This window comes from Clostridium sulfidigenes, from assembly GCF_052067195.1.
In the GTDB taxonomy this organism is placed as follows: domain Bacteria; phylum Bacillota; class Clostridia; order Clostridiales; family Clostridiaceae; genus Clostridium_J; species Clostridium_J sulfidigenes.
In genome coordinates, this window is sequence record NZ_JBQHQR010000004.1 from 54,058 (window position 1) to 80,176 (window position 26,119).

Consider the following 26,119-nt stretch of genomic DNA (forward strand, 5'->3'; position numbering starts at 1 on the left):
TTTATCATTTAATGTAAAAAAATATAAACCAATTCAGTTTATACTTTTATAGATTAATTTAATCATATTAATTATTTTACGAGCTACTTTTTTCAAAAAAATTTTTATTAAAAAAGAAACAACACTCTACAGTATTGTTTCCCTTGGTGCGCCATCAGGGGTTCGAACCCTGGACCCCCTGATTAAGAGTCAGGTGCTCTGCCAACTGAGCTAATGGCACATGTCCTTGTCACAAATATTATTATATTAATATTATTTAATTTTGTAAATAATTATAGGTATATGCAATAGATTTCAAAATATCTATTGCATATACCTATATTGTATTTAAACATCTTTTATCTTCATTATATAAATTTCTTATTTACATCCCTTGATCCACTTAGATATAATAAGTGAGGATAATATATATTGAATTCTATAACATCACCAACTTTATAATTTGTTTTACAGTCTTCTATATCTATAATTAAATGATCACTACTAGCACCAATTACCTCTATATTTTTATCTATAGGTATTAAAGTATCTACAGAAACAAAATCCTGCTTACCTATTGCCAATAATGCACGTCTTCTTTCGCCTCTATCTTCATAGGTTGGCTTATTCCCAAATGCATCTATAAATATTTCACCAATTGGATGAGATGGCTTATTTTTAACTTCCACTACCTGAGCTTTTAGCACAAATGCATCTTGATGTAACATGGACATATCATACTCCCAAAAATCATCTAAATCCTTAGCAACTAATATTCCTTCTCCAATTCTTAAATTATTAATTTTACTTGGTATTTTTCCATCCCAAATTAAAGTTAACGAAGAAGTAGCTCCTCCTGAGACCACATCCAATTCTCTTCCAATCAAAGCTTCTATTTTTTCTGCTACATCACATAATTTACCTAAATTCTCTTCTGTAGGTTTCACAGAACCATAGCATCCTAAATTTGTCCCTATACCATAAAGTTTTACATTAGTTAATTCTTTCTCTACATATAAGGCTAAGTTTATGAACTCTTTTTCATCTACAATACCTTCCCTTAAATCACCTAAATCCATCATTAAAATAACTTTGTGATTCTTGTTTTTGTATTTACACTCTTCGTTTATTTTCTTTAAAGTTTCAATTTCAGAGTTTAAACTTATATCCACATATTCCACTAATTGTTTTATTTCATTATGCATAGGTATTCTTATAAGCATAACAGGTTTTTTTACACCTTGTTTTTTCATCTCTATAACTTGATTTATTCTAGATGTAGCAAGATACTCACATCCTGCCTTATCCATCTCTGAAACTATCTGTGGCATAGCATGTACAACTTTAACTACTCCTGCTACAGAAATTCCTTGATTCTTACATAAATCCACTACATATTTAGTATTATCATATACCTTTTTTAAATCTATCTCTAGTAGCGGAAATTCTTCCAGCTCCTCTATTTCCTTTATATGGATATCATTAATCAAAGTGTTTTCTAACATAGTATCCTCTCCAGTCCCCTAATATAAAGATACCTAATTTAAATTAGTTTTATTTAACAGCTGCTATCTTGTTTATATTATAAGAAAATTCACTCAATACTTCTCCATCCATATTAATTAAAATAAACCCAACCAAAAACTACTCATAACACAACCATATAATTATGTTATGAGTAATTAAACAAATATAATTCTAAATTTAGCTGATTGCTTAATCGCGCTAAACAGAGTTCTTACCTTCTAACTAATTCTTTAATAAGCAATGATAGTTTTAATAAACCTTCCTCTAGCTCTTCTATAGGTGCATAGGAAAAAGATATTCTCAAAGAATTGTTAAAATTAGCATCATATATATATCCAGGATACAATAAAATTCCCATTTTACATGCTTCATCAAAAAGCTTATACATACCTATTTTATACTTTAAAGTAATCCAAACATAATAACCCCCTGAGGGTATTTCCCAAGTAGCTATATCCTTAAAGTATCTATTTAAGGCATTTATTGTTACATCTCTTCTTATAGTTAATTGACTTCTTATCTCTTTTAAATGATTTTCATACAATCCCGTTTCTAGCCACTTACCCACAGTAAGTTGCGATAAAGAGCTAGAACCATAATCAGTTTGCATCTTTATATCACCTAATCGTTCAATTACTGGTTCTGGTCCCACAATCCAACCAATTCTTAATCCTGGACATAATGTCTTTGATACACTCCCTACATATAATACCAATCCATTAGTGTCTATACTCTTAATAGGGTCCGGTGGTGGAGCGTCAATCCAAAGCTCCCTATATACATCATCTTCAATAATAGGTAACTTTTCTTTCTGACAAACCTTTATCAACTCTTTTCTTCTTTTTTCTGACATGACTATAGAAGTAGGATTTTGAAAATTTGGTATAGTATATAGTATAGATGGAACATGTTTTTTTATGTAATCTGGAATTAAATTAGCCATAACTCCTTCATTATCCATAGGTATACCACTTCTTCTCATATCTAATGACTGAAATATTTGAAGTGAGTACATATAAGAAGGATTTTCTAACAATACAGTAGAACCCTTTTGCAATAATCCCATAGAAATTAGCTGCATTGCTTGCAAAGCTCCAGAAACAATAAGTATAGAACCTGGTGATGCATATATGCCAATTGTCTTTAAATAATTACTTACTTGCTGCCTAAGATACATAGTTCCACTGGGACTTTCATATCCTAAATTATCCATATCCTTTGCTACTTCATTTAATATTATTTTCATATCTTCTTTTGGAAATAATTCTGATGATGGTTCTCCAGTGCTCAATCGTATATAATCTTCTCTAAACTCAAGGGTATTGATTTTCTTAATAGTCTTAACATTAGGGATATGAATGCCTTCATCAATATAGGACTTCCAATCTGGTTGTATATTAGATAATAAAGGTGATACATTATTTACTATTTTAGTTCCACCCTTTCCCTTACCCTCTAAGATTCCTTCTGCCTTTAACTCATCTATAGCTGAAACAATAGTACTTCTATTTACATTAAAAATTTTAGCTAATTCTCGTTGCGTAGGAATCATGAATCCGACTTGCCATTCTCCTCCATTTATTTTCTCCTTAAAGTACTCTACAATTTGAATATATAGAGGCTTATTTAAGTTTTTATCCGGCTTCCAATCTATATTTATTATATTTATCTCTCCTTTCAAGATAATAATATACTATTAAATGTATTTGCTTATCTATTTAATATATTAACCTAAATATTTCTTCTTTTATAGTCATTTATAAGAATAGAGCTTAATTATCTGATGATAACTAAGCTCTTATAAATTTAATTTTCCTATTATGATTGCATTTCTATCTCTTTCTCTTCTAAGTAAGTACATATGGCTCTGAAATCATCTATCCAATGAATTTTTGCAAGTTCTCGCAAATCTAGAATTAAACCTGTACTTTTATGTTTGATATACTCCATATTATAAATTTCCGTTTCTACAAAATTATTTATATAACTATATATACATGGAACAAATTTATCCCAATTCTGTTCAAAATATTTAGTTTTTGCATAACATAATCTATTTATATGAAATATTATCCCTATAGGCGTACTCTTCGTTGCTAGTTTATGACTAAAATATTCTTGATTAGGGTATTTGGGCTCTACTCTTTCCCAATATAAGTTTTCATTGGGATGTAAATTGAACTTGTCAATTATTTTACACTTTTCTTCCCCCAACTCTTCTCTCATCAATTTTTCTCTAATAGGCTGTTCCAGCTCTTTTAAATACTCTAGATTCATAATGTAATGCCCCCTATTAAAACCTTGTTATAAATTTCTTAATTTCATTTTATTGCTTTATATAGCAATTTACCAATACTAATTATTGATAAGTATAATATTACTTATTGGTAATATTAATACAACAATATAAATTAATCTATTATACTAATTACATATATAACTTTAATAAATGAAAATCCTGTACTTAGCCTTTACTTAAGCTCTAATATATAAAAAAAACTTTTATGAGAATAAACTTCTTCATAAAAGCTTTTACAAAACTTAATAACTATACAGCTATACTTCTTCTTTTTGAAAACACACTAACACTTTCTTTTGCTAGAGCTGTGACTATAGATGATGATCCAATAAATAGTATTCCTATTTGTGGAGTTATTATTGTAAAATCAATTACTCCATGAACTAAAACAACTACCTGTATTGCCATTAGTAACGCTACACTACTATATCCAGATTTATAAAGATATATTAAATCTTTATAAATATTTGCTCTTATATATAAGTAAATTAAAAGTCCGATTACTCCTAAAGAAGTTAATAATGATAGCCATATATTATGAGAATGATTAATGACACGACTATACCTTGAGAATTCATTACCATGCTCTATAGTTCCTAACATTCCCCAACCAGTCAATGGTTTCTCTTCTATCATCCTTAAAGATCCTAACCATATTTCTTCTCTAGTGTCAAAAGACCTCTCAATCTGATGACCAGTAATCTCTTGAGATATATCAGATACCTTTGGAGGTGTAAACCCTACTACACCTATAACTAATAAAATAGATATAATTATTATTATATCACTCTTATTTCTTTTTATTTTCAATAGTAATAGGGAAACTAATCCAAACATAAATCCAATAAAAACCCCTCTTGAGCCAGTTAAACAAAGATTTATTAAAAATAGAGCTGTAGCACTATAATATGACAACTTCACCTTAACACTTTTACTATTAGAAGCATAGTATATGGCCATTATCATCATAATAGCAAACCAATCTCCAGCTATGTTCGGATTTCCAAAAGTACTAAAAATTCTATGATTAGTTGAAACCTCCAACGGTACACCTAAAATTTTTTTCCACAGTTCCATTGGAAAATATGCAAAAGTAACCTTTTCTATAATTCCAACAATTCCCGAAAAAATTGAAAACTTAATTAAATAATTACATATTATTTCCAATTTTTCTTCTGTCTTGCAATAATTTTGTAATACTACACTTATAGTAAAATATAAGAAAAAAACTATTGAAACAGCGGCAGACATAATACTTTTATTAAGAAGTCCAGCTAATAGAGACCAAAGAAACAAAAGAACCAATCCCATATTCCAACTATTTTTCTGTATTTCCTCTCTCATCTTTATAACTCTATAAGTAGTATATACTCCGGTAAATAATGCAGTATATGGAGACATAATAATTAATAATATTAAATTAAACATAATCTTCACCTTTATTTTTCTATTCTTCCATATATAATATGTTATTATATTCATGGAAATTATTTTATAGTTTTACATAATAATGTGTTCTTAAAATCCTCTATATATATTTTACACATTTTTTCTAATTTTGTTAATACTTTTTACATATTTTGGTATATATATTTTTTAATACATAACTATACACATTGATTATAATACATTATGTACTTATTTATTTCAACATAAAAAACATATTGTAATAAATTCGTAAGAACTTCCTCACTGTATATTATAGGATTTAAAGTTACTTCATATACCTTAAATTAATAAAATTATACCCTTTTCTCTTTTCTTTAACTATTTTACAATCAAGACTACTCCAAAACTAGATTTTAAATAAATGTAGTTTTACTGATGAAAACCATTTTCTGAAATTTTCACAAAGACTATAAATATATAATATAGTGAGTATATAAATAAAAATGCTAAGGAGTAGTTATATTCCACCTCCTTAGCATTTTCTTATTTCAGTATTTATTTACCTATATCTTTTCTATAATACATTCCATTAAAATTTACTTGTAATATCCCTTTATAAGCCTTTTCTCTTGCCTCTTCTAGATTATCTCCAAGAGCTGTAACTCCTAAAACTCTACCACCATTAGTAATTAATTTATTATATATGGAATCAGCTCCAGCAATAAATACCTTTTCACTGCAACTATCAATACCTGTAATTAACTCACCTTTTTCATATCTCCCCGGATATCCTTTCGAAGAGCCTATAACACAACAAGCTGTCTTATTTTTAAACTTAACTATATCATCACTAAGTTTTCCTTCTATTGCAGCTTCAATTATATCAATAAAATAACTCTCCATAAGAGGTAACACCACCTGTGTTTCTGGATCACCCATTCTAACATTATACTCTAAAAGATATACTCCTTTTTCGCAAATCATCAATCCAAAGAATATTATTCCTATATAATCTAGATTTTCTTCCTGTATCCCCTTAAGAGTTGGCTTTAAAATATCCTCTTGAAAGTCTTTTAAAACACCTTCACTACAGTATGGGTTTGGAGCCACAGTTCCCATTCCACCTGTATTAGGCCCCTTATTATCCTCAAATATAGTTTTATGATCCTTGGATGATATAAATGGAATTATAGTATTTCCATCTGTAATACTCAATATTGAAGCTTCTACACCTGGTAAGAATTCTTCAATTATAATTTCCTTACCCGCTCCTCCAAAAGTATCATTAACCATGAAATCATTAATGGCTAAAATTCCTTCTTCCTTAGTTTCAGCTATAACAACGCCCTTACCTGCAGCAAGTCCATCAGCTTTTATAACTATTGGATATTCAGCCTTTTCCAAATACTCTAAAGCCTTCTTTGAATCTTTAAAAGCTTCATAAGCTGCAGTTTTCACTCCATATTTTTTCATAAATTCCTTAGCAAAGGTTTTGCTTCCTTCAAGAGTTGCCGCTTTCTTACTAGGTCCAAATATTTTTAGATTGTGACTTTTAAATAAATCTACTATACCATTACATAGGTATACTTCTGGTCCAACTACAGTTAAATCTATAGAATTTTCTAAAGCAAATTTTAGAAGTTTATCATTATCTGTTAAATTAATATTTTCACATTTATGTTCCATAGAAGTACCACCATTTCCTGGAGCACAATATATCTTTGAAACCTTATCACTCTCACCGAGCTTCCATGCTATAGCATGTTCTCTTCCACCATTTCCTATGACTAAAATTTTCATAAAATCACCTCCAGTTTAACTTATAGGATACTAATGTTTAAAATGTCTCATTCCTGATAAAATCATAGGTATGCCATACTCATTGCATGCCTCAATGCTCTCATTGTCTCTCATAGATCCACCTGGCTGAATTATTCCTTTTATATTATGTTTACTAGCTTCATCTACACAATCTCTAAATGGGAAGAACCCATCAGAAGCAAGGATTACTCCATCTCCAGCTCTATCTATAGCTTGAGTTGTAGCCCAAATTCTATTAACTTGTCCACCAGCTATTCCCTTGGCCATACCATCCTTAACTACTACTATAGCATTGGACTTTACATATTTACAAACCTTCATTCCAAATATCATATCACTCATATGTTCCTTTGAAGGGTTTGCTTTTGTAACTACTTTTAATTCCTCATAAAGCTTTTTATCTACATCCTGTACTAATATACCTCCATCTACAGAAATAACTTCTTTTTTATCACTTGGTTTACTCGTACATTTTATAACTCTTAGATTTTTCTTTGTTTTAAGTACTTCTAAAGCTTCTTCTTCGAACTCAGGCGCAATAACAATTTCTAAGAAAGTTTTTTTCATTTCTTCTGCTGCCTCTTTAGTTACTTTAGTATTAATGGCTACTATACCTCCAAAAATTGAAACATTATCACAACTATATGCTTTACTATAAGCGTCTAAAGCAGAATCACCCACCGCAACTCCGCATGGTGTATTATGTTTTAAAGCACAACAGGTAATTTCTTCAAATTCATTTACCACTTTCCAAGCTATATCCATATCCTTTATATTATTGTAAGAAAGTGCCTTACCATTTAATATTACAATATTATTAAGCATTCCAGTTTTATTTGTATTAGTAAATACAGAAGCTTCTTGATGAGGATTTTCTCCATATCTTAAATCTTCCATTTTTTCATAAGATAAGGATAAATACTTATTTGAATGCTTATCCTTATTCTCCATGTGGTTTAATAAGTATTCACATATTGCACTATCATAAGCTGTGGTTAAGTTAAATACCTTCATAGCAAGATATTTACGAGTTTCCAAGGAAACTTCTCCACTTTCCTTCATTTCCTCCATAACTATTTTATAATCTTCTACATCACTTATTACTACCACATCTTTAAAGTTTTTAGCAGCACTTCTAAGCATAGTTGGACCACCTATATCTATAAATTCTACTGTTTCTTCAAAGGTTAATCCCTCATTAGCTTTTTCAAAGAAAGGATATAGATTAACACATACTAAATCTATAGTTTTTATTTCTCTTTCTTTTAAAGTCTTCATGTGCTCCTCATTATCTCTAATAGCAAGGATACCTCCATGAACTACAGGGTGTAGTGTTTTTACTCTTCCATCTAACATTTCTGCTGCCTTTGTAACTTCTGCTACTTCTTTAACTTCTATGTTATTTTTCTTTAAAAGACTATAGGTACCACCAGTAGATATAACTTCTATCCCATGCTCTACTAAGAATTTTGTAAACTCTACAATTCCATTCTTATCATAAACACTTATTAAAGCTCTTTTCATAATTCCATTACTCCTTTATAATAACTTTTCTATCCTCTATAAAAATCTTATGCTCACTCATAAGCTTTATAGCTAATGGCAAAGCTTTATGTTCTTCTTCTAATATTCTTTTTTGTAGCTTTTCTGGAGTGTCATCTGATTTTACATTTACTACATTCTGGATAATTATAGCTCCTGTATCTGTATTTTCATCTACAAAATGTACTGTACATCCACTAACTTTTACACCATAATCTATTGCAGCTTCATGAACTTTAATTCCATACATTCCTTTTCCACAAAAGCTTGGAATAAGTGAAGGATGAATATTAATTATTTTCTCCTTAAAACCATCTACTAAAGGAGATGATATAATTGACAAATATCCCGCAAGAACAATTAAATCCACCTTATCCTTTAATACTTCATAAATTTTATTGCTTAGCTCTTTCTTATATATCTTTCTATCTAAGACTAAAGTATCAATATTGTGTGCTCTAGCTCTTTCTATTCCATAGGTTCCTTCTCTATCACTTATGACATACTTAATATTTACATCTTTTAAATATCCATTTTTAATGTTATCAATGATAGACTGGAGATTAGTTCCTCCACCCGAAACTAATACTGCTATATTAAGCAAACTCCTCCACCTCCAGTTTGTACTTTACCTATTTCATAAGCTTCTTCTCCAAGAGCTTTAAGTTCATTAATCACATCATTTTTAACAGAGCTATCTACCGCAAGAACCATACCTATTCCCATGTTAAATGTATTAAACATATGATACTCGTCTACGCCTTTATTAATTAAATATTGGAATATAGGTTGTCTTGGGAAAGAATCCTTTTTTATCTCTGCTGTAAAGTTATCTTTAAACATTCTTGGTACATTTTCATAAAATCCACCGCCAGTTATATGTGACATTCCATGGATATCAAATTTCTTCATAAGTAATAATACGGGCTTAACATATATCTTTGTTGGTTCTAATAGAATTTCTCCTATGGTTCTTCCTTCAAGGACTTCATCATAATTCTCAACAACTTTTCTTACAAGGGAATAGCCATTACTGTGTACACCAGAAGAAGTTATGCCTATAAGTGCATCCCCTTCTTTAATTTTACTTCCATCTATAATTTCATCTTCATCTACAATACCAACAGCAAATCCTGCAAGATCATAATCTCCTAAATTATACATTCCTGGCATTTCTGCTGTTTCTCCTCCAATAAGTGAAGCATAACTTTGTAGACATCCTTCACTAACACCTTTTACAATATCACTAGCTATTAGAGAATCTAATTTTCCACAAGCAATATAATCTAGGAAAAATAAAGGCTTAGCACCATGACATAGAATATCATTAACACACATAGCTACACAGTCTATCCCTACTGTATCAAATTTTTTAAGCTTGATTGCAATTTCAATCTTAGTCCCTACTCCATCAGTACCTGAAACTAGTACAGGTTTTTTATATCCTTCCGGTAGTTTTACCATTCCAGCAAAACTTCCAATCCCATTTAAAACCGATGAAGTTAAAGTTCTTGCTGTATATTCTTTCATAAGTTTTACCGCTTTATAACCTTCTTCTATATTAACCCCTGCATCTTTATATGTTATCATTCTATATCACTCCTTACTAAAATTTAACTGGTGCTGATATTGGATACTCTCCATCAAAACATCCACAACAAAATCCATGGTCACTATCAAGACATTCTAATAAGTTTTCTTTTGAAAGATAGACTAGGCTATCTGCTCCAATAACTTCCCCTATTTCTTTTTCATTCATTTTCTCACCTATAAGCTGACTTCTGTAAGGTATATCTATACCATAATAACAAGGATATTTAACCATAGGAGAGCAAACTCTAAAATGAACTTCTGAAGCCCCAGCTTCCTTAAGCATAGTTACCAATCTCTTACTTGTGGTTCCACGTACTATAGAATCATCTATTAAAACCACTCTTTTACCAAAAACATTTTCTTTTATCACATTAAGCTTAACATTTACAGAAGCTTCTCTCTCTTCTTGCGTTGGGGCTATAAAAGTTCTTCCAATGTACTTATTCTTAATAAGTGCCATATCTATAGGTATACCTGATGCCTTTGCATATCCCATTGCAGCTGACATTCCTGAATCTGGTACCCCAACTACTATATCAGCTTCCACAGGTGCCACTTCATAAAGCTTAATTCCTGCTTTATATCTAGAATTATTAACACTAATTCCATCTATAACACTATCCGGTCTTGCAAAATATATATATTCAAAAGAACAGGTGGCAAGCTTAGATTTTTCACCAAACTTTATGGATTTTACACCTTCTTCATTAATTACAACTACTTCACCAGGCTCAACATCTCTTATAAATTCAGCACCTGTAGCATTAAGTGCACAACTTTCTGATGCTAATACATAACTTTCATTTATTTTACCAAGGCATAGTGGTCTAATTCCATAAGGATCTCTGACTCCTATTAACTCATTTTCAGTTAATATTACAATAGCAAAGGAACCTTTTATTGCTTGCATAGAATCAATTACACTTTGAAGTATACCTTTCTTAGCACCTCTAGAAATAAGGTTTATAATTACCTCAGTATCAGTAGATGTTTGAAACATACACCCTGATTCTTCTAACAGTTCTTTAATGATATCAGCATTAGTTAAATTTCCATTGTGAGCTATTGCAATGTTTCCTAGCTTAAATTTACCCATAAGTGGTTGAGCATTTTTTAATGAACTTCCGCCTGCTGTAGAATATCTTACATGCCCAATTGCACCATATCCCTTTAATTCCTTTAGGGTTTTCTTACTAAATATTTCAGATACAAGACCCATATCCTTATGGCAATTCATATCGCTTCCATCAAAAGTTGCTATTCCTGCGCTTTCTTGACCTCTATGTTGAAGGGCATAAAGACCATAGTATGTCCTTTTTGCCACATCTAAATTATCCTTTTTACTATATATACCATATACCCCACACTCATCATGAAATTTATCTTCATCATAACACTCATATCCATCGTAACTAGAAGCCTTAAACTTAAAATCCATTACTGTTTCCTCCTAAATAATACTCTTGCCAATGATTAATTACTTAATTCTTTCAAGCACCTTTGTATATCCTTCTACTAAATCTCCTAGTTCTCTTCTAAATCTATCTTTATCAAGCTTTTCTCCTGTTTTAAGATCCCATAATCTACATGTATCTGGAGAAACTTCATCTGCTAGTAATATTTGTCCATTAAGTTTTCCAAATTCCAATTTAAAATCTACTAATTTTATATCTTGATTCAAGAAAAATTCAGTAAGTATTTTATTTACTTTAGAAGCTTGGTCATATATATAATCTAGTTCCTCTTTTGTAACTATTCCTAAGGCCATAGCATGATAGTCATTCATTAAAGGGTCTCCTAAATCATCATTTTTATAACTAATTTCAAGTACTGTATTCTTAAGCTCTGTACCCTCTTCAACCCCATATCTCTTAGCCATACTTCCAGCAGCTATATTTCTAACTATAACTTCTAGTGGAATTATATCTACCTTCTTACATATTTGTTCTCTATCACTAATTTTTTCAACAAAGTGAGTCTTTATTCCTTTTTCTTTTAACATTTCAAAGATTATGGAACTGATAGTATTATTTAGTATTCCCTTTGAAGCTATTGATGCCTTCTTCTCACCATTAAAAGCTGTTGCATCATCCTTGTAGTAAACAAGTACTTCATCTTCCTTTTCAGTTTTAAATATTCTCTTTGCTTTTCCTTCATAAATAAAATTTTTCATATCCATTATAATTCTACCCCCGCTTCATTTTCCTTTATAAAATTTTCTTTCATATTTTTTCTATATTCCTTTAATTTATCTTTAATTTCTGGGTACTTTACTGAAAGCATTTGTACTGCCATCATTCCACCGTTATAACTATTATTTATTCCTACAGTAGCCACTGGAATTGATTTTGGCATCTGTACTATTGAATAAAGAGAGTCCACGCCATTTATAGCTGCATTTATTGGAACCCCTATTACTGGTATAATAGTTTTTGAAGCTATAACTCCTGGAAGATGAGCTGCTAGCCCTGCTCCAGCTATAATTGCTTCACAGCCTTCTTCCTCTAGCTTTTTTAAAACTTCTGTTAATTTTTCTGGCACCCTATGAGCTGACAACACATGAGCTTCGAAAGGGATATTAAATTCTCTTAAGCATTTCGCTGCACCTCTCATTACCTCTGTGTCTGATTTACTTCCAAATATAATTGCTACCTTCATTTAATTCTCCTCCACATCTACAAATCTTATTTAAAATACTTAACTCCACTCTGGAAGATTTTCATATCATGTTCACCTAATACATTTTTAATAACACCATTTCCTACTCTCTCGCTATGAGCCATCTTTCCAAATACTCTTCCATCTATACTTGTGATTCCTTCAATTGCATATATAGATCCATTTGGATTAAAGTTTATATCATAGGTTGGATTACCGCTATTATCTACATACTGAGTTGCAACCTGACCATTTTTAAATAATTCTCTTACCACATTTTCATTAGCAACAAATCTTCCTTCACCATGAGAAATTGGAACTTTATAAATTTCACCTTCATTACACTCACTAAGCCATGGTGATTTATTACTCACTATTTTAGTATTTACCATTGTACTTTGGTGACTTCCAATTAAATTATGGGTTAAAGTTGGGCTATCTTCAGCAATATCTCTTATTTCTCCATAAGGTACAAGTCCTAGTTTTATAAGAGCTTGGAATCCATTGCAAATTCCTAGCATCAAGCCATCTCTATTGTTTAATAACTCCATAACAGCATTTTTAACTCTTTCATTTCTAAATATGGCATTTATAAACTTACCTGAACCATCTGGCTCATCTCCAGCTGAAAATCCTCCAGGTAACATAATTATTTGAGATTCTTTTATACTTTTCTCCATATTTAATATAGATTGCCCTATATGTTCAGGAGATAAATTGTTAAATATTACAGTTTCAACCAACGCTCCTGCTTTTAAGAACGCCCTCTCACAATCATATTCACAGTTTGTTCCAGGGAAAATCGGAATAAGTACCTTAGGTTTTGCAATCTTAATCATTGGTGATACTTTTAAATTTTCATTTCTTTTGCTTCTATCAATTAAGATTTCGTCCTTCATTTCAAGATGATTTATTTTATCTTTTCCGTAGTTTTTATTGAAAATTCCTTCAATGCCATCTTCATATGAACTAGCTAACTTATTTAGGTTAATTTTTTCATTTATTCTTACTAATGCATGTTCTTCTATTGTATCTCCAAGATAAATTATGTTTTCATTATCCATATTAAAATTCTGGTTAACTTCTAGTATGATAGATCCATACCCAAATCCTTGAAGCTGCTCCATGGATACTTTCTCATTTAATTTAATACCTATGTTATTTCCAAAGCACATCTTAGAAATAGCTTCTATGGCACCACCATAATTTACACTTCCACTTGATAAAATTTTACTTGATTTTATTAGTTCACTTACCAATCTATAGTTATTATTTAACACTTTAAAATCTGGAGTAAAATCTTCCTTCATAGGAGCATTTACAACTATAACTTTACTTCCAACTTTCTTAAAGTCATTACTTATTGTATTGTCTATGTTTCCTGTAGTTACAGCAAAACTTATTAATGTAGGCGGAACCTTTAGGTCTTTAAATGTTCCAGACATACTATCCTTTCCACCTATTGCTGCTATTTCTAAATTATGCTGTGCATATAGCCCTCCAAGTAATGCTGCAAATGGTTTTCCCCACTTTTTAGGGTCATCTCCTAACTTTTCAAAATACTCTTGGAAAGAAAGGTAAATTCCATTTATATCTCCACCTAAAGCTACTAGTTTAGTAACACTCTCTACCACTGCATATAATGCTCCATGGAAGGGACTCCATTTCGAAATTTTAGGATTAAAACCATGTGCCATTAAAGCTGTAGTAGTAGTCTCTCCATTTTCCACTGGTATCTTAAATACCATCCCATCCACTTGAGTTCTTTGAGTTTCTCCTCCATATGGCATTAATACTGTATTTCCTCCTATGGTGGAGTCAAATATATTCATAAGACCCTTTTGTGACATCACATTTAAGTCCTTAGACAATTCTTCAAAGGCTTCCTTTAGTGATAACTTCGTATTTTTCTTATTAAAGTAGTTATCTTCTTCTTTTGGTGCAGTAACCTGAACCTTACCATAAGTACTAGCACCATTTGTATCTAAGAAATCTCTCTTTAGATTAACTATTTCTGTTCCTTGCCATGTAATAATCATGGATTTTTCTTCAGTTACCATTGCCACTACTGTAGCTTCTAAATTTTCTTCCTCACAAAGAGTTATAAATTTCTTTACATCTTTTTGTGAAACCACTACAGCCATTCTTTCTTGTGACTCTGATATAGCTAATTCAGTTCCATCTAAACCTTCATATTTTTTCTTAACTTTATCTAAGTTAATTTTAATTCCATCAGCAAGTTCTCCAATTGCTACAGAAACTCCACCAGCGCCAAAATCATTACATCTCTTTATCAATGTTGTAACTTCATTTTTTCTAAATAATCTCTGGATTTTTCTCTCTGTAGGTGCATTCCCCTTTTGAACTTCTGAACTACAGTTGTCAATGGATTTTTCATTGTGCTCCTTAGATGATCCTGAGGCTCCACCAATTCCATCTCTTCCTGTTCTTCCTCCAAGTAATATTACTACATCTCCTGGAGTTGGCACTTCTCTAATAACATTTTTTGCAGGAGCTGCTCCAATCACTGCTCCCACTTCCATTCTCTTAGCTACATACCCTTCATCATAAATTTCTCTTACATATCCTGTAGCAAGTCCAATTTGATTTCCATAGCTACTATATCCCTTTGCTGCTTCCTTAGTAATCTTTCTTTGTGGAAGCTTCCCTACTAAAGTTTCCTCTATTGCTTTTCTTGGGTCTCCAGAACCAGTAATTCTCATAGCTCCAAATACATAACTTCTACCTGATAGTGGATCTCTTATAGCTCCTCCAAGACAAGTTGAGGCACCTCCAAAAGGTTCAATTTCTGTTGGATGATTATGCGTTTCATTTTTAAACATTAGAAGATACTTTTCTAGCTTACCATTAACATCCACATCGATAACTATACTACATGCATTTATCTCTTCAGATTGATCTAATTTTTCAAGTTTTCCATCTTTTCTTAGCTTCTTCATAGCTATAACTGCCATATCCATCAAAGTTATTGGCTTTTCTCTATCTTTATATACTTCTCTTCTGTAGTTCTTATATACTTCGAACCCTTTTTTAACAGGCTCTATATACTTTCCTTCCTCAAAATCTACATCTGTTAATACTCTTTGAAAAGTAGTATGTCTACAGTGATCTGACCAATAAGTATCTAATACTTTTATTTCTGTAATTGTAGGATTTCTATCTTCTCTTTTAAAATGATCTCTTATAAGAACTATATCTCCAATACTTAAAGATAACCCTTTTTCCTTTAAAAAATTCTGCAATTCACTTTCATTCATATTTATAAATCCATCTATTATCTCTACCTCTGATGGCAATTGTTGATCTTCCATTATAATTTCTTTTTTCTTTAGTGAACTTTCCTTAGAATCTACAGAATTTATATAATAATTCTTTATTTTTTTAATTTCTTCTTTGGTAACCTCTCCATATAAAGCTATTACTTTCGCTGTCTTAACTTGTGGAGCTTCCTTTTGTGTAATTAGTTGAATACATTGAGCTGCTGAATCAGCCCTTTGATCATACTGGCCTTCATGGTATTCAACTACAAAGTAATTACTTCCTTCTAAATCTATATTTTCCTCATATATATTATCGGTATTCTTTTCACTTAATACCGTATATTTTATTGCTTCCAACTCTTCATTTGTAATACCACAAATATCATATTTATTTATTAACCTTATATCATTTATGCTTTTTATTGATAATAAGTTTTTAACTTCTCTTAATAATTCTTGTGCATCCTTATTAAATTCTGATTTTTTTTCAACATAAATGGTGAATATTTTATTCATTTAACGTATCCCCCTTTAATATATACGAACATTACATAATATAATACATTTATTATTCGTCTTTATTTATATAATAATACAAACTTCAAAAAAAATAAACCTTTATTTGAAAATTTCATATTTTTTTTATATGTGCTATACATATAATTCAATTTTAGATTTTTTCGAAATATTTTATGAATAAATTGTGAACGAAATTAAAAGCACCTATGGAATACTATTTATATCCATAAATGCTTTTATTAAATATATATTTTTTATCTATATTTACACAGAGAAGCTGCTCCTATAATACCACCATCATTTCCAATGTCAGATAATAAAATTTTTCCTACATCCATACCTTTATAATAAGTTATTTGAGATACTTTTTCCCTTAACATAGAAATAAGATACTTTCCTGCAGCTGATAACCCACCTCCTATGACAAAAACTTCAGGATCTATTATAGAAATAATATTCATAATTCCTATAGCTAAATAATTTGTCATTCTACCAATTACTTTACAAGCTACCTTGTCTCCTGCCTTAGCTTGGTCAAATATAACTTTTCCATCAATACTATTTAAATTACCTTTAACTTCAGTGATAATAGCTGAATCATTTCCTTCTTCAATCAGTTTTCTTGCATGCTTTATTATAGCTGTAGATGAGGAAAAAGTTTCTAAACATCCATTTCTCCCACAATTGCAATTATAGTAATTTTCCCCCACTATCATATGCCCAATTTCAGAGCCTATTCCGTGGAACCCATCATATACATGTCCATTAATTATTATGCCTCCACCAATACCGGTTCCTAAGGTTAGTAAAACTCCCGTATGATAGCCTTTCATAGCTCCAACTACCAATTCAGCTACTCCAGCTACAGTAGCATCATTACCTACGAAAACTGGAATACTTAATTTCTCTTCAATAGCACTCTTGATATCTACATTGTTCCACCTGAGATTTACACAATCAATTATGATTTGGCTTTTAGGATCCACTATTCCAGGTATGCCTATTCCTATACCTTGTATATGAGATTTAGGTATATTATTAACATTTATAGTCTTAGAAATCAAAGCTATTATATCTTCAATAATGTCATTGAATCCACCTTCTCTTTTAGTAGGAATTGAATCTTTGAATATTAACTTATTTTCACTATCCACAATACCAATCCCTACGTTAGTTCCCCCTAAATCTATTCCTATATACATATAAATCTCCTCCTATAGATCCCAATATACATATTCTTAAATTAATTACGTTAATATTTATCAATAATAAAATCAACATACAGTTACTGTTTAACTTTATTTTATATAATGATAAATTAACTCCTTTATATAAGCAAAACTTTCTCTTACATAAAAATTCAATGATGTAACTATTTCATTTTTAGCACTATAACAATATATTTTTAATCCCGTATTAATTCCTATGTACTTAGCTCTAAACATGTGGAATCTATTGGTTATTAAGGTAACACTTATATTGTCCTTTTCTTTACTTTTATTCTCCATTATTATTTTTGAAAACTTAAAATTCTCATAGGTATTAGTAGACTTTTCTTCCATTATAATATTATTCTCATCTACTCCATTACTTACTAAATATCTCTTCATAGCAAGAGCTTCAGTGATATCCTCATCTTTACCCATGCCCCCACTAACTATAATAGGTATATTATCATGGATTTTATTATATTCTATAGCTTTATCTAGCCTAAAACGTAAAGATTTAGATATTTGTTCCTTATTTATTCCAGCGCCTAATACTAAAACATAATCTGTAATACGGTCATCCTCAATAGTGCCAGTATATATAATTAATCCTTCCAATACAAAAAAAATTATAAGACCTATAGAAACAAGTGCAGTTAATATTTTTCCCCAGGAATTTTCTAAAAGATTATTTTTTAAAATCCAATGAGTTATATAACTTAATATAGCTACTATTAACCAGAACCCTGCAAAGGCTATACGGAAGTTAAATATCTTTAAAATACAATAATATATAATAGCAAACCAACCTAAGTACACAAACATGTTGTATAATTTAAACTTATTCATAAAATTGTCCTCTTTTCACTATTTTTATATGGGTAGCCATATAATTTACTATAAAGAATGTAACTACACCACTAAAATCAATTAGTACATCTCTTACTTCAGAGCTCCTACCTATAATAAAACTCTGCAAAAACTCATCGCTTAAAGCCACTAATACACAAGATAATAGAATAAAAGAGTTATTTTTCTTCTTATTGAAAGCTCCACAAGTAACAGTAACTAAACCACCCAAAATGAAATATTCTGTAAAATGAGCTCCCTTCCTAACTATCACAGTCAATACTTCCTCCTTAGATTCATCTAATTTAAAAGTACCTAATATAGCATTTACTATTCTAGAGCTAGAACTTGAAGATTCCACCGCTGGTTGAGATGACATATAAAATATAAAACTAATCCAGAAAATAGTTATAAGCAATAGTATGTTTTTTTTCTTAATATCCTCCACCCCTTTCAACAACTTCAAAATTTATTTCAATAATTCATATATAGCCATAGCATATATTTCTACTAAATCCATAAATTCATCCAAAGTAATAAACTCATCAACTGAATAATCTAACCCCTTATTTTTAGGAAGTATAGGTCCAAAGGATACCAGGTTACTCAAGACTCTTGCATAGGTTCCTTTTGAACTTACGTAAGGCTGTGATTCTTCATCACCAGTAACTTCTCTATAAGCCTTCATAAGTTTTTTTACTACAAAGCTATCCTTAGAAAAGGAAACTGACCTTAGGTGACTTAGATTTTTTATTTCAAGAGAAGAATACTTAAAACCATCTTTAACTAATTCTAATACATCACTATATACATATGATATAGGATAGTTGATATTAACCTTTATATCAACTCTATCACTAGTTAAATTTATGGTGCTCACATTAAAAGTAAAGTTACCAGAATCTTCATCTTGTAATTTACAATTTATTTTTTCTCCATTGTATGAAGTAGAAATTAATCTATTATATTCATGAACAAATTCTCTTTTATCAATAAATTCTTCAAAATTCTCAAGGAACTTAAGTCCATAGGATATGGCATTTACTCCTTTATCCGGGTTGTTACTATCAGCTTCCTTACCTATAAATTCTATATTCATAAGTTTATTTTGACTTATAGTTTCATATTTTATGTTTTGAAGTTTTGAAAACCTTTTTAGCTCCGTTTCAATTTTATCTTTAAATATATCTTCACAACTAAGTATAATACTAACTTTAGACGGTACAGTATCTATACTTTGTCCTCCAACTATTTGTACTATATTGATAGGCGCATCAAAGCCACCTGAAAATTCCATATGAAGATCAAAATTTATTATACCCTTTTCTCCATATATTACAGGAAATACACCGTCTGGAGTAAACCCTATATCTGGAGCTACTTCATATTCCTTATAATAGTTTATGCTTTTTATTCCAGTCTCCTTATCCGCCCCCACAATCATTCTAATTTTTTTTCCTTCTGGAATTAAATCTTCATCTTTTAAGAATTTCATAGCGTATAGACAAGCTATTAAAGGTGCCTTCGCCTTTACAATACCTCGACCATATATCTTACCATCATAAATTTCTCCTGAAAATGGGGGTTTTGTCCACCCTGCTCCTTCTTCGTTCACATCTACATGACATAAAACACCAATTGTATAATCACCACATCCAGCATCTACTTGACCACAGTATCCGCAAAAGCTTTGACTTTTAAATCCCATATCTTTAGCTTTGTCTAACACAAACCTAAGACTCTTGTGAACTTCTTCCCCGAAAGGCATATTAGGCTTTTTATGAGAAGCTACACTTCTTATTTTTACTAATTCTATTAAATCTTTTATAATCTGCTCTTTATTTTCATCTATATGTTCCTTAAACATAAATAACTTTAGAAGTTTGTACTAATAAGTACTGTACTTACTAAAGTTCACCTCCTTATATTTGGAAAACTTTTATACCTTAAATAAACTGAGTTCTTAGCTTCAGATAGAGTTTTTACCCCCATTGAAGCTTACTAACACACTTCTAAGTATAAATTTATTCGATACTTAGAAGTCGTTGTCCTTTAGGAGAAATCGTTATCCAGGGACATACCAGCTCTTAACTCTCACTTTTAAAAAAGAGGGAGTATTAGAGCTGGTAGTCATCGGATTAACAGAGTTCTTAGCTTCTCCGAAGCTTAGAAATCGTTATCCAGGGACGTACCAGCTCTCAACTCCACTCTAAAAAAGAAGGAGTATTAGAGCTGATAGTCATCGGATTAACTGAGTTCTTTGCTTCTCCGAAGCTTAGAAATCGTTATCCAGGGGCGTACCAGCTCTTAACTCCACTCTAAAAAGTGGGAGTATTAGAGCTGGTAGTCATCGGATTAACAGAGTTCTTTGCTTCTCCGAAGCTTAGAAATCGTTATCCAGGGACGTAACAGCTCTTAATTCCACTCTAAAAAGTGGAGTATTAGAGCTGGTAGTCATCGGATAAATCCATTGTAAACTTATTCATTCCATTAATGAATTGTGTTAGTAATTTGTCGTTATATATATCCTATTAAATTCATTATTCATATTTATTTATAACATAAATATTCTCCAGATGAAATACTCTTATGCAACTCTTACGTAATTTCACAACAAAATTTTATTATATATGTATATCGTTACATAATAAATATTCTATTATATCATAATAAAAGAGTCTATTAATTAATTCATAAATAGGCTCTTTTACTGTAGATATTACTTTTTATTTTCTATAAAATACGCTAACTACTTTAATATAGTCTTATTAACATTTTTCTTTGAATTTTTATTTCGTACTAATGTGTTATACGCTTCAATTATTAAAACTATAGCAAGAATAAATAGTATTAGTGCAATTATCCCTAATATATAATTCGGAGTTGATGAGAAAATATAATCTTTAATTAATAGACCTAAAGCAGATAATGTTACAATAAACATTAATACCATGGGTATAATTGTAACTAAAGCTTTCTTTCCACTCTTAGTAAGCCATGCTGTTATTGCTAAAAGTGCAAGAGCTGCTAAAAGTTGATTAGCAGATCCGAATATTGGCCATATCTTATTATATCCATAAAGGATTAAACCAAAGGAAGCTAAAACAGTTATTCCAGTTGATACATACATGTTTTTGCTTATAATATTCTTTTTACCACCCTTTCCCTCACATAACTCTTGTAAAATATATCTTCCAATCCTAGTAGCTGTATCTAAGCTTGTAAGAGCAAAAGCTGAAAAGCACAAAGTAACAAACACTATACCTACTTGTTGAGGTATTCCGAATCCACTCATAAAATTAGCAACACCATTTGCAAATATAACAGCAGGTGTACCTTCTGCTTTGGTTACATAGCCTACAGCTATGAGAGCTATAACAGCTACTATACCTTCAATTAACATAGAACCATATCCTATAAGTTTAGCATCCGGCTCTTCTTTATCAATCTGTTTAGATGTGGTACTTGAGCTCACAAGAGAATGGAAACCTGAAATAGCACCACAAGCAACAGTTACAAACAAGAATGGGAATAGAGTTTTTCCACCCATATTAAAACCATTAAAAGCAGCTAATTCCATAGCAGGTCTTTTTATTACTATTCCAAGCAGAGCACCTATAATGATTCCGTATAGTAGGAATGAGCATAAATAATCTCTTGGTTGTAATAATAACCAAACAGGTAATGTAGATGCTAAGAAAATATATATTAGTAATAATATTTGCCATCCAAGCTTTGACAACTTAATAATTGGAAATATATATCCTATATAAATACAAAATAATAATAGCACTATCCCTATTACTGAAGCTACTGATAACTTAGCACCTTTTTTATAAACACTAAATCCAAAAACCACTGCTAATACAATAAATAGCATAGATGCTGTTCCAGCTTGAGCTCCCATCAAATTTTCTGGAATAGCAGGATCATAAGCAAAGGTAGATGCACAAATATCTGTAAAAGCTGCTACTACCAATACAATTGTGACCCATCCAAATATATTAAATAATTTTTTTCCTTTCTCTCCAATGTTTACTTTAATAACTTCACCTATTGTTTTCCCATCATGCCTGACAGATGCAACTAATGATCCAAAATCATGAACTCCGCCAATAAAGATACTTCCTATGATTATCCACAATAATACAGGTAACCATCCAAATATAGCTGCTTGGATAGGTCCTGTGATTGGACCTGCTCCAGCTATAGATGAAAAATGGTGTCCAAGTAATACCTTTGAATTTGTTGGACAGTAGTCTACATCATCCCTTAGTGTATGTGCTGGAGTTTTTCTTTTGGGATCAATCCCAAATTTTTTAGCAAGAAAGGCTCCATAAGTCACATAGGCTACAATGAATATAGCAATGCAAATTAATAATAAAGCTAATGAATTCATACCAAAACCCCCTTTATATTTAAAACAAGGTCATAAAATTATAAACCTTATTTTTAACTAAGTTATATTAAACAAAGAAAATGCCGATTATAGATTAAATTATATTAACCTTATCAAAGGATAAACTGTCAATTATATCTTTAGATATTTTATTATGATATATTTCACCATTATTCAAATCTACTACAATAAGCCTTAAAATACTCCATCCATAAAAACTCATTCTATAATTCTTAGTATAATTAAATCTTTTAATTTTTCTCATAATATCTTCATCATTTATGTTTTTAGTTACAAGTATTCCAGTTATGTAGGTAGTTTTATGATTCTTGTGTGGATTAACTATACTTAACGTGCATTTCTTTAGATAATTTATAAAATCATCTAAAAATTTCTCATCAACTCTATCTTCACTGACTACCAAACAATGTTCATTACACTCATATTCATCAATTATTTTATTTTCAGAAATAAAGTTTCTTCCAAATTTCATATTCCAAACTCCATAAATATCAATCCTTTTATTCATTAGGCTCTTATTTATTTCTAAATGAAAATTATTAGAAAATACTTTTGCAAGATGATTTAAATAAATTAATTTATCCATATATCCTCCTAAAATATGTTATACTTATTTTTATGCTGATTTTTAGTGATTTATAATAATTATGAAAAATAAATGTAAATATTTCAAAATTATATTTATAATATCTTTTTCCTTTTTGGATAACATAAAAACCTACACTATAAAATAATTTTGTATAGAAATTTAATAGTTTTACATATATAATAAAAATGATTAATAATTTACTTTATTAGAATAATTTAAAATTATTACGCAATTATTAAGGAGAGGATCTGAGTATATGAAAATAAATGATGAGTTATTAAAAAAATATGCAAAACTCAGTGTATCAATTGGTGTAAACGTACAACCTAATCAAATTCTTGTTATAAAATCACCTGTAGAATGCGTTAATTTCACGAGAATGATTGTTGATGAGGCCTATAAAATTGGCGCAAAAGAAGTTGTTGTTCATTGGAGTGATGAAGAATGTGCTAAACTCAAATATCTCAACTCCCCTATAGATGTTTTTGAATCATATCCAGATTGGATGAAAGAATCCATGCTCACCTATGCTAAAGAAGGAGCTTGCTTTTTAAGTATAAGTGCATCAAATCCTGAACTACTAAAAGATGTAGATCCTAAAAAAATTGCAGCTGCACAAAAATCTTCTAGCATAGCTACAAGAGATTTTAGCGAAAGACTTATGAGTAATAAAAATTCTTGGTCTATAATAGCTCTACCAACCAAAGGTTGGGCAACTAAAGTATTCCCTAACCTTTCTGAGGATGAAGCAATAAATAAACTATGGGAAAACATATTTAATATAGTACGTGTGGATCAAGAAAATCCACTTAAAGCTTGGGAGTATCACAAGAAAAATTTAATTGAAAAAATAAACTACCTTAATGAGAAAAACTTTAAATGTCTTCACTACACCAACTCTCTAGGTACAGACTTAAATTTAGAGCTTGTGGATAATCACCTATGGATAGGTGGTGCAGAATACACTCCAGAGGGAATAGAATTTATTGCAAATATGCCTACAGAAGAAATCTTTTCAATGCCAAAGAAAACCGGAGTTAATGGTAAGGTCTTCAGCTCAAAACCACTTAACTATGGTGGCAACCTTATTAATAACTTCTCTCTTACCTTTAAAGATGGTAGAGTTGTTGATTTTGAAGCTAAAGAAGGCTATGAATCCTTAAAGTCATTAATTGAAACTGATGAAGGATCTCATTTTCTTGGAGAAGTTGCTTTAGTTCCATTTAACTCTCCTATTTCAAATTCCAATATAGTTTTCTTTAATACTCTATATGATGAAAATGCTTCATGTCACTTAGCCTTAGGTAAAGCATATAACTTATGTGTAAAAGATGGAGTAAACAAAACTACTAAAGAAGTGTTAGCTCTAGGTGGCAATGATTCTTTGACTCATGTTGACTTTATGATAGGAACTTCTGATTTAAATATTACTGGAATTGGCTTTGATGGTTCAAAAACTCCTATATTTGTAAATGGTAATTGGGCTATATAATTGTTAAATATCACTATATAAATTTAATTCATATATATATTTTTAGAATCAACTTAAGTGTATAACTTATAGATAATTTATTAAGTTAAAATTATCTATAAGTTATTCTTTTTTTCAGTTAAAAGTATAGTTATTATAATTAGTAATAAAGTTTTAATACTTTTTGTGTAATTATGTTGTAAAATATTAATTGTAAATCATAAAAATGTTTAGAAATAAAAGGTGGTGCTCAATAGTATGTCAAATTTCAATATTTTAGTAGTAGATGATGAAGTTGAAATATGTAATGCTATAGAAATATATTTAAAACGCGAAGGATTAAACGTGTTAAAGGCCTATGATGGAATTGAAGCTCTTCAGATTTTAGAAGAAGAAAAGATTCATTTAATATTATTAGATGTAATGATGCCTAAACTTGATGGTATAAAGACATGTTTAAGAATTAGAGAAAATAGAAATATACCTATAATAATTCTGTCTGCTAAATCTGAAAATCTTGATAAGATTATTGGATTAAATAGTGGTGCTGATGATTATATAACTAAACCTTTTAATCATCTTGAACTTATAGCTAGAGTTAAATCTCAACTAAGAAGATATGAAAAACCTCTTGATATAGAAAATGTAAATTTAAAAGATAAAATTGTAATTAAAGACTTAATTATTGATACAACCCTAAAATCTGTAACCCTAAGGGATGAGCCTGTAAAACTGACAGCTACAGAATATGGAATATTACTATTACTAGCTTCTAATACCGGTAAAGTTTTTTCTATAAAAGAAATATATGAAAATGTATGGAAAGCTCCATTTTACCATAGTGAGAATACAGTAACTGTTCACATTAGAAGAATGCGTGAAAAAATTGAAATTAATTCTAAAGATCCAGAATATATAAAAGTTGTCTGGGGAGTTGGATATAAAATTGAAAATCCTAGTTAAAGGAGGGTTAA

The 26,119-nt window shown here is 30.2% G+C and carries 20 protein-coding genes and 1 tRNA gene; 2 read left to right on the forward strand and 19 right to left on the reverse strand.

The window, feature by feature from the left end:
* Positions 1 to 144: 144 nt before the first annotated feature.
* The 19 genes from ACTNBA_RS05705 to ACTNBA_RS05795 form a co-directional block, all read right to left on the reverse strand.
* Positions 145 to 220: transfer RNA gene (locus tag ACTNBA_RS05705), tRNA-Lys, on the reverse strand.
* 127 nt (positions 221 to 347) lie between these two features.
* The gene (locus ACTNBA_RS05710) at positions 348 to 1,484 is read right to left on the reverse strand and encodes an alanine/ornithine racemase family PLP-dependent enzyme (RefSeq protein WP_441072990.1); all 1,137 of its coding nucleotides are present in this window, start codon (positions 1,482 to 1,484) and stop codon (positions 348 to 350) included.
* A 233-nt stretch (positions 1,485 to 1,717) separates the two neighbouring features.
* On the reverse strand, positions 1,718 to 3,187 hold the full coding sequence (locus ACTNBA_RS05715; RefSeq protein ID WP_341349085.1) for an aminotransferase-like domain-containing protein: 1,470 nt from the start codon (positions 3,185 to 3,187) through the stop codon (positions 1,718 to 1,720).
* A gap of 137 nt (positions 3,188 to 3,324) precedes the next feature.
* Positions 3,325 to 3,783: a hypothetical protein gene (locus ACTNBA_RS05720; RefSeq protein ID WP_441072991.1), complete on the reverse strand. Its 459-nt coding sequence runs from the start codon at positions 3,781 to 3,783 to the stop codon at positions 3,325 to 3,327.
* Positions 3,784 to 4,054: 271 nt separating this feature from the next.
* Positions 4,055 to 5,233: an O-antigen ligase family protein gene (locus ACTNBA_RS05725; RefSeq protein ID WP_441072992.1), complete on the reverse strand. Its 1,179-nt coding sequence runs from the start codon at positions 5,231 to 5,233 to the stop codon at positions 4,055 to 4,057.
* 516 nt (positions 5,234 to 5,749) lie between these two features.
* Entirely contained in the window at positions 5,750 to 6,994 is a 1,245-nt protein-coding gene (gene purD / locus ACTNBA_RS05730) for a phosphoribosylamine--glycine ligase (protein WP_441072993.1), read from the reverse strand.
* A 30-nt stretch (positions 6,995 to 7,024) separates the two neighbouring features.
* Positions 7,025 to 8,542 (reverse strand): bifunctional phosphoribosylaminoimidazolecarboxamide formyltransferase/IMP cyclohydrolase, encoded by a 1,518-nt coding sequence (purH, locus tag ACTNBA_RS05735; RefSeq protein WP_441073219.1) that lies wholly within the window; start codon positions 8,540 to 8,542, stop codon positions 7,025 to 7,027.
* Positions 8,543 to 8,546: 4 nt separating this feature from the next.
* On the reverse strand, positions 8,547 to 9,161 hold the full coding sequence (purN, locus tag ACTNBA_RS05740; RefSeq protein WP_035132926.1) for a phosphoribosylglycinamide formyltransferase: 615 nt from the start codon (positions 9,159 to 9,161) through the stop codon (positions 8,547 to 8,549).
* Positions 9,149 to 10,147 (reverse strand): phosphoribosylformylglycinamidine cyclo-ligase, encoded by a 999-nt coding sequence (purM, locus tag ACTNBA_RS05745; protein WP_441072994.1) that lies wholly within the window; start codon positions 10,145 to 10,147, stop codon positions 9,149 to 9,151. Before purM ends, purN begins: the two co-directional genes overlap by 13 nt.
* A 16-nt stretch (positions 10,148 to 10,163) precedes the next feature.
* Entirely contained in the window at positions 10,164 to 11,588 is a 1,425-nt protein-coding gene (gene purF, locus ACTNBA_RS05750) for an amidophosphoribosyltransferase (RefSeq protein WP_035132922.1), read from the reverse strand.
* Positions 11,589 to 11,627: 39 nt separating this feature from the next.
* Positions 11,628 to 12,329 carry a phosphoribosylaminoimidazolesuccinocarboxamide synthase gene (purC, locus tag ACTNBA_RS05755; protein WP_035132920.1) on the reverse strand — a complete coding sequence of 234 codons (702 nt, stop codon included), beginning with the start codon at positions 12,327 to 12,329 and terminating at the stop codon, positions 11,628 to 11,630.
* The gene (gene purE / locus ACTNBA_RS05760; RefSeq protein ID WP_035132918.1) at positions 12,329 to 12,808 is read right to left on the reverse strand and encodes a 5-(carboxyamino)imidazole ribonucleotide mutase; all 480 of its coding nucleotides are present in this window, start codon (positions 12,806 to 12,808) and stop codon (positions 12,329 to 12,331) included. The genes purC and purE overlap by 1 nt, the downstream gene beginning before the upstream one ends.
* 26 nt (positions 12,809 to 12,834) lie before the next feature.
* Positions 12,835 to 16,605, reverse strand: coding sequence for a phosphoribosylformylglycinamidine synthase (locus ACTNBA_RS05765; protein WP_441072995.1), 3,771 nt, complete (start codon positions 16,603 to 16,605; stop codon positions 12,835 to 12,837).
* 257 nt (positions 16,606 to 16,862) lie between these two features.
* Positions 16,863 to 17,810, reverse strand: coding sequence for an ROK family protein (locus ACTNBA_RS05770; RefSeq protein WP_441072996.1), 948 nt, complete (start codon positions 17,808 to 17,810; stop codon positions 16,863 to 16,865).
* Positions 17,811 to 17,906: 96 nt separating this feature from the next.
* Positions 17,907 to 18,665 carry a YdcF family protein gene (locus tag ACTNBA_RS05775; RefSeq protein WP_441072997.1) on the reverse strand — a complete coding sequence of 253 codons (759 nt, stop codon included), beginning with the start codon at positions 18,663 to 18,665 and terminating at the stop codon, positions 17,907 to 17,909.
* The gene (locus ACTNBA_RS05780) at positions 18,658 to 19,083 is read right to left on the reverse strand and encodes a VanZ family protein (protein WP_441072998.1); all 426 of its coding nucleotides are present in this window, start codon (positions 19,081 to 19,083) and stop codon (positions 18,658 to 18,660) included. Before ACTNBA_RS05780 ends, ACTNBA_RS05775 begins: the two co-directional genes overlap by 8 nt.
* Positions 19,084 to 19,134: 51 nt before the next feature.
* Positions 19,135 to 20,532: a Sapep family Mn(2+)-dependent dipeptidase gene (locus tag ACTNBA_RS05785; RefSeq protein ID WP_441072999.1), complete on the reverse strand. Its 1,398-nt coding sequence runs from the start codon at positions 20,530 to 20,532 to the stop codon at positions 19,135 to 19,137.
* An 882-nt stretch (positions 20,533 to 21,414) separates the two neighbouring features.
* Positions 21,415 to 23,064, reverse strand: coding sequence for a carbon starvation CstA family protein (locus tag ACTNBA_RS05790; RefSeq protein ID WP_441073000.1), 1,650 nt, complete (start codon positions 23,062 to 23,064; stop codon positions 21,415 to 21,417).
* Positions 23,065 to 23,158: 94 nt separating this feature from the next.
* A complete protein-coding gene (locus tag ACTNBA_RS05795; protein WP_441073001.1) occupies positions 23,159 to 23,671 on the reverse strand; it encodes a DUF8052 family protein in 513 nt (170 codons plus the stop codon).
* A 259-nt stretch (positions 23,672 to 23,930) separates the two neighbouring features.
* Between ACTNBA_RS05795 and ACTNBA_RS05800 the strand changes: the two genes are divergently transcribed.
* Together ACTNBA_RS05800 and ACTNBA_RS05805 are read left to right on the forward strand one after the other, a co-directional pair.
* Positions 23,931 to 25,166, forward strand: coding sequence for an aminopeptidase (locus ACTNBA_RS05800; RefSeq protein ID WP_441073002.1), 1,236 nt, complete (start codon positions 23,931 to 23,933; stop codon positions 25,164 to 25,166).
* Positions 25,167 to 25,403: 237 nt separating this feature from the next.
* Positions 25,404 to 26,108, forward strand: a complete 705-nt coding sequence (locus ACTNBA_RS05805) for a response regulator transcription factor (protein WP_441073003.1) — start codon at positions 25,404 to 25,406, stop codon at positions 26,106 to 26,108.
* Positions 26,109 to 26,119: the final 11 nt, after the last annotated feature.

What these genes read in the sequence shown, in the direction of transcription:
- ACTNBA_RS05710 (WP_441072990.1), bottom strand. Translation starts at nt 1,484, where the DNA reads ATGTTAGAAAACACTTTGATTAATGATATCCATATAAAGGAAATAGAG.
- ACTNBA_RS05795 (WP_441073001.1), bottom strand. Translation starts at nt 23,671, where the DNA reads ATGGATAAATTAATTTATTTAAATCATCTTGCAAAAGTATTTTCTAAT.
- ACTNBA_RS05720 (WP_441072991.1), bottom strand. Translation starts at nt 3,783, where the DNA reads ATGAATCTAGAGTATTTAAAAGAGCTGGAACAGCCTATTAGAGAAAAA.
- purM (WP_441072994.1), bottom strand. Translation starts at nt 10,147, where the DNA reads ATGATAACATATAAAGATGCAGGGGTTAATATAGAAGAAGGTTATAAA.
- ACTNBA_RS05790 (WP_441073000.1), bottom strand. Translation starts at nt 23,064, where the DNA reads ATGAATTCATTAGCTTTATTATTAATTTGCATTGCTATATTCATTGTA.
- ACTNBA_RS05765 (WP_441072995.1), bottom strand. Translation starts at nt 16,605, where the DNA reads ATGAATAAAATATTCACCATTTATGTTGAAAAAAAATCAGAATTTAAT.
- purD (WP_441072993.1), bottom strand. Translation starts at nt 6,994, where the DNA reads ATGAAAATTTTAGTCATAGGAAATGGTGGAAGAGAACATGCTATAGCA.
- purF (WP_035132922.1), bottom strand. Translation starts at nt 11,588, where the DNA reads ATGGATTTTAAGTTTAAGGCTTCTAGTTACGATGGATATGAGTGTTAT.
- purE (WP_035132918.1), bottom strand. Translation starts at nt 12,808, where the DNA reads ATGAAGGTAGCAATTATATTTGGAAGTAAATCAGACACAGAGGTAATG.
- purC (WP_035132920.1), bottom strand. Translation starts at nt 12,329, where the DNA reads ATGGATATGAAAAATTTTATTTATGAAGGAAAAGCAAAGAGAATATTT.
- ACTNBA_RS05725 (WP_441072992.1), bottom strand. Translation starts at nt 5,233, where the DNA reads ATGTTTAATTTAATATTATTAATTATTATGTCTCCATATACTGCATTA.
- ACTNBA_RS05800 (WP_441073002.1), top strand. Translation starts at nt 23,931, where the DNA reads ATGAAAATAAATGATGAGTTATTAAAAAAATATGCAAAACTCAGTGTA.
- ACTNBA_RS05785 (WP_441072999.1), bottom strand. Translation starts at nt 20,532, where the DNA reads ATGTTTAAGGAACATATAGATGAAAATAAAGAGCAGATTATAAAAGAT.
- ACTNBA_RS05770 (WP_441072996.1), bottom strand. Translation starts at nt 17,810, where the DNA reads ATGTATATAGGAATAGATTTAGGGGGAACTAACGTAGGGATTGGTATT.
- ACTNBA_RS05805 (WP_441073003.1), top strand. Translation starts at nt 25,404, where the DNA reads ATGTCAAATTTCAATATTTTAGTAGTAGATGATGAAGTTGAAATATGT.
- ACTNBA_RS05775 (WP_441072997.1), bottom strand. Translation starts at nt 18,665, where the DNA reads ATGAATAAGTTTAAATTATACAACATGTTTGTGTACTTAGGTTGGTTT.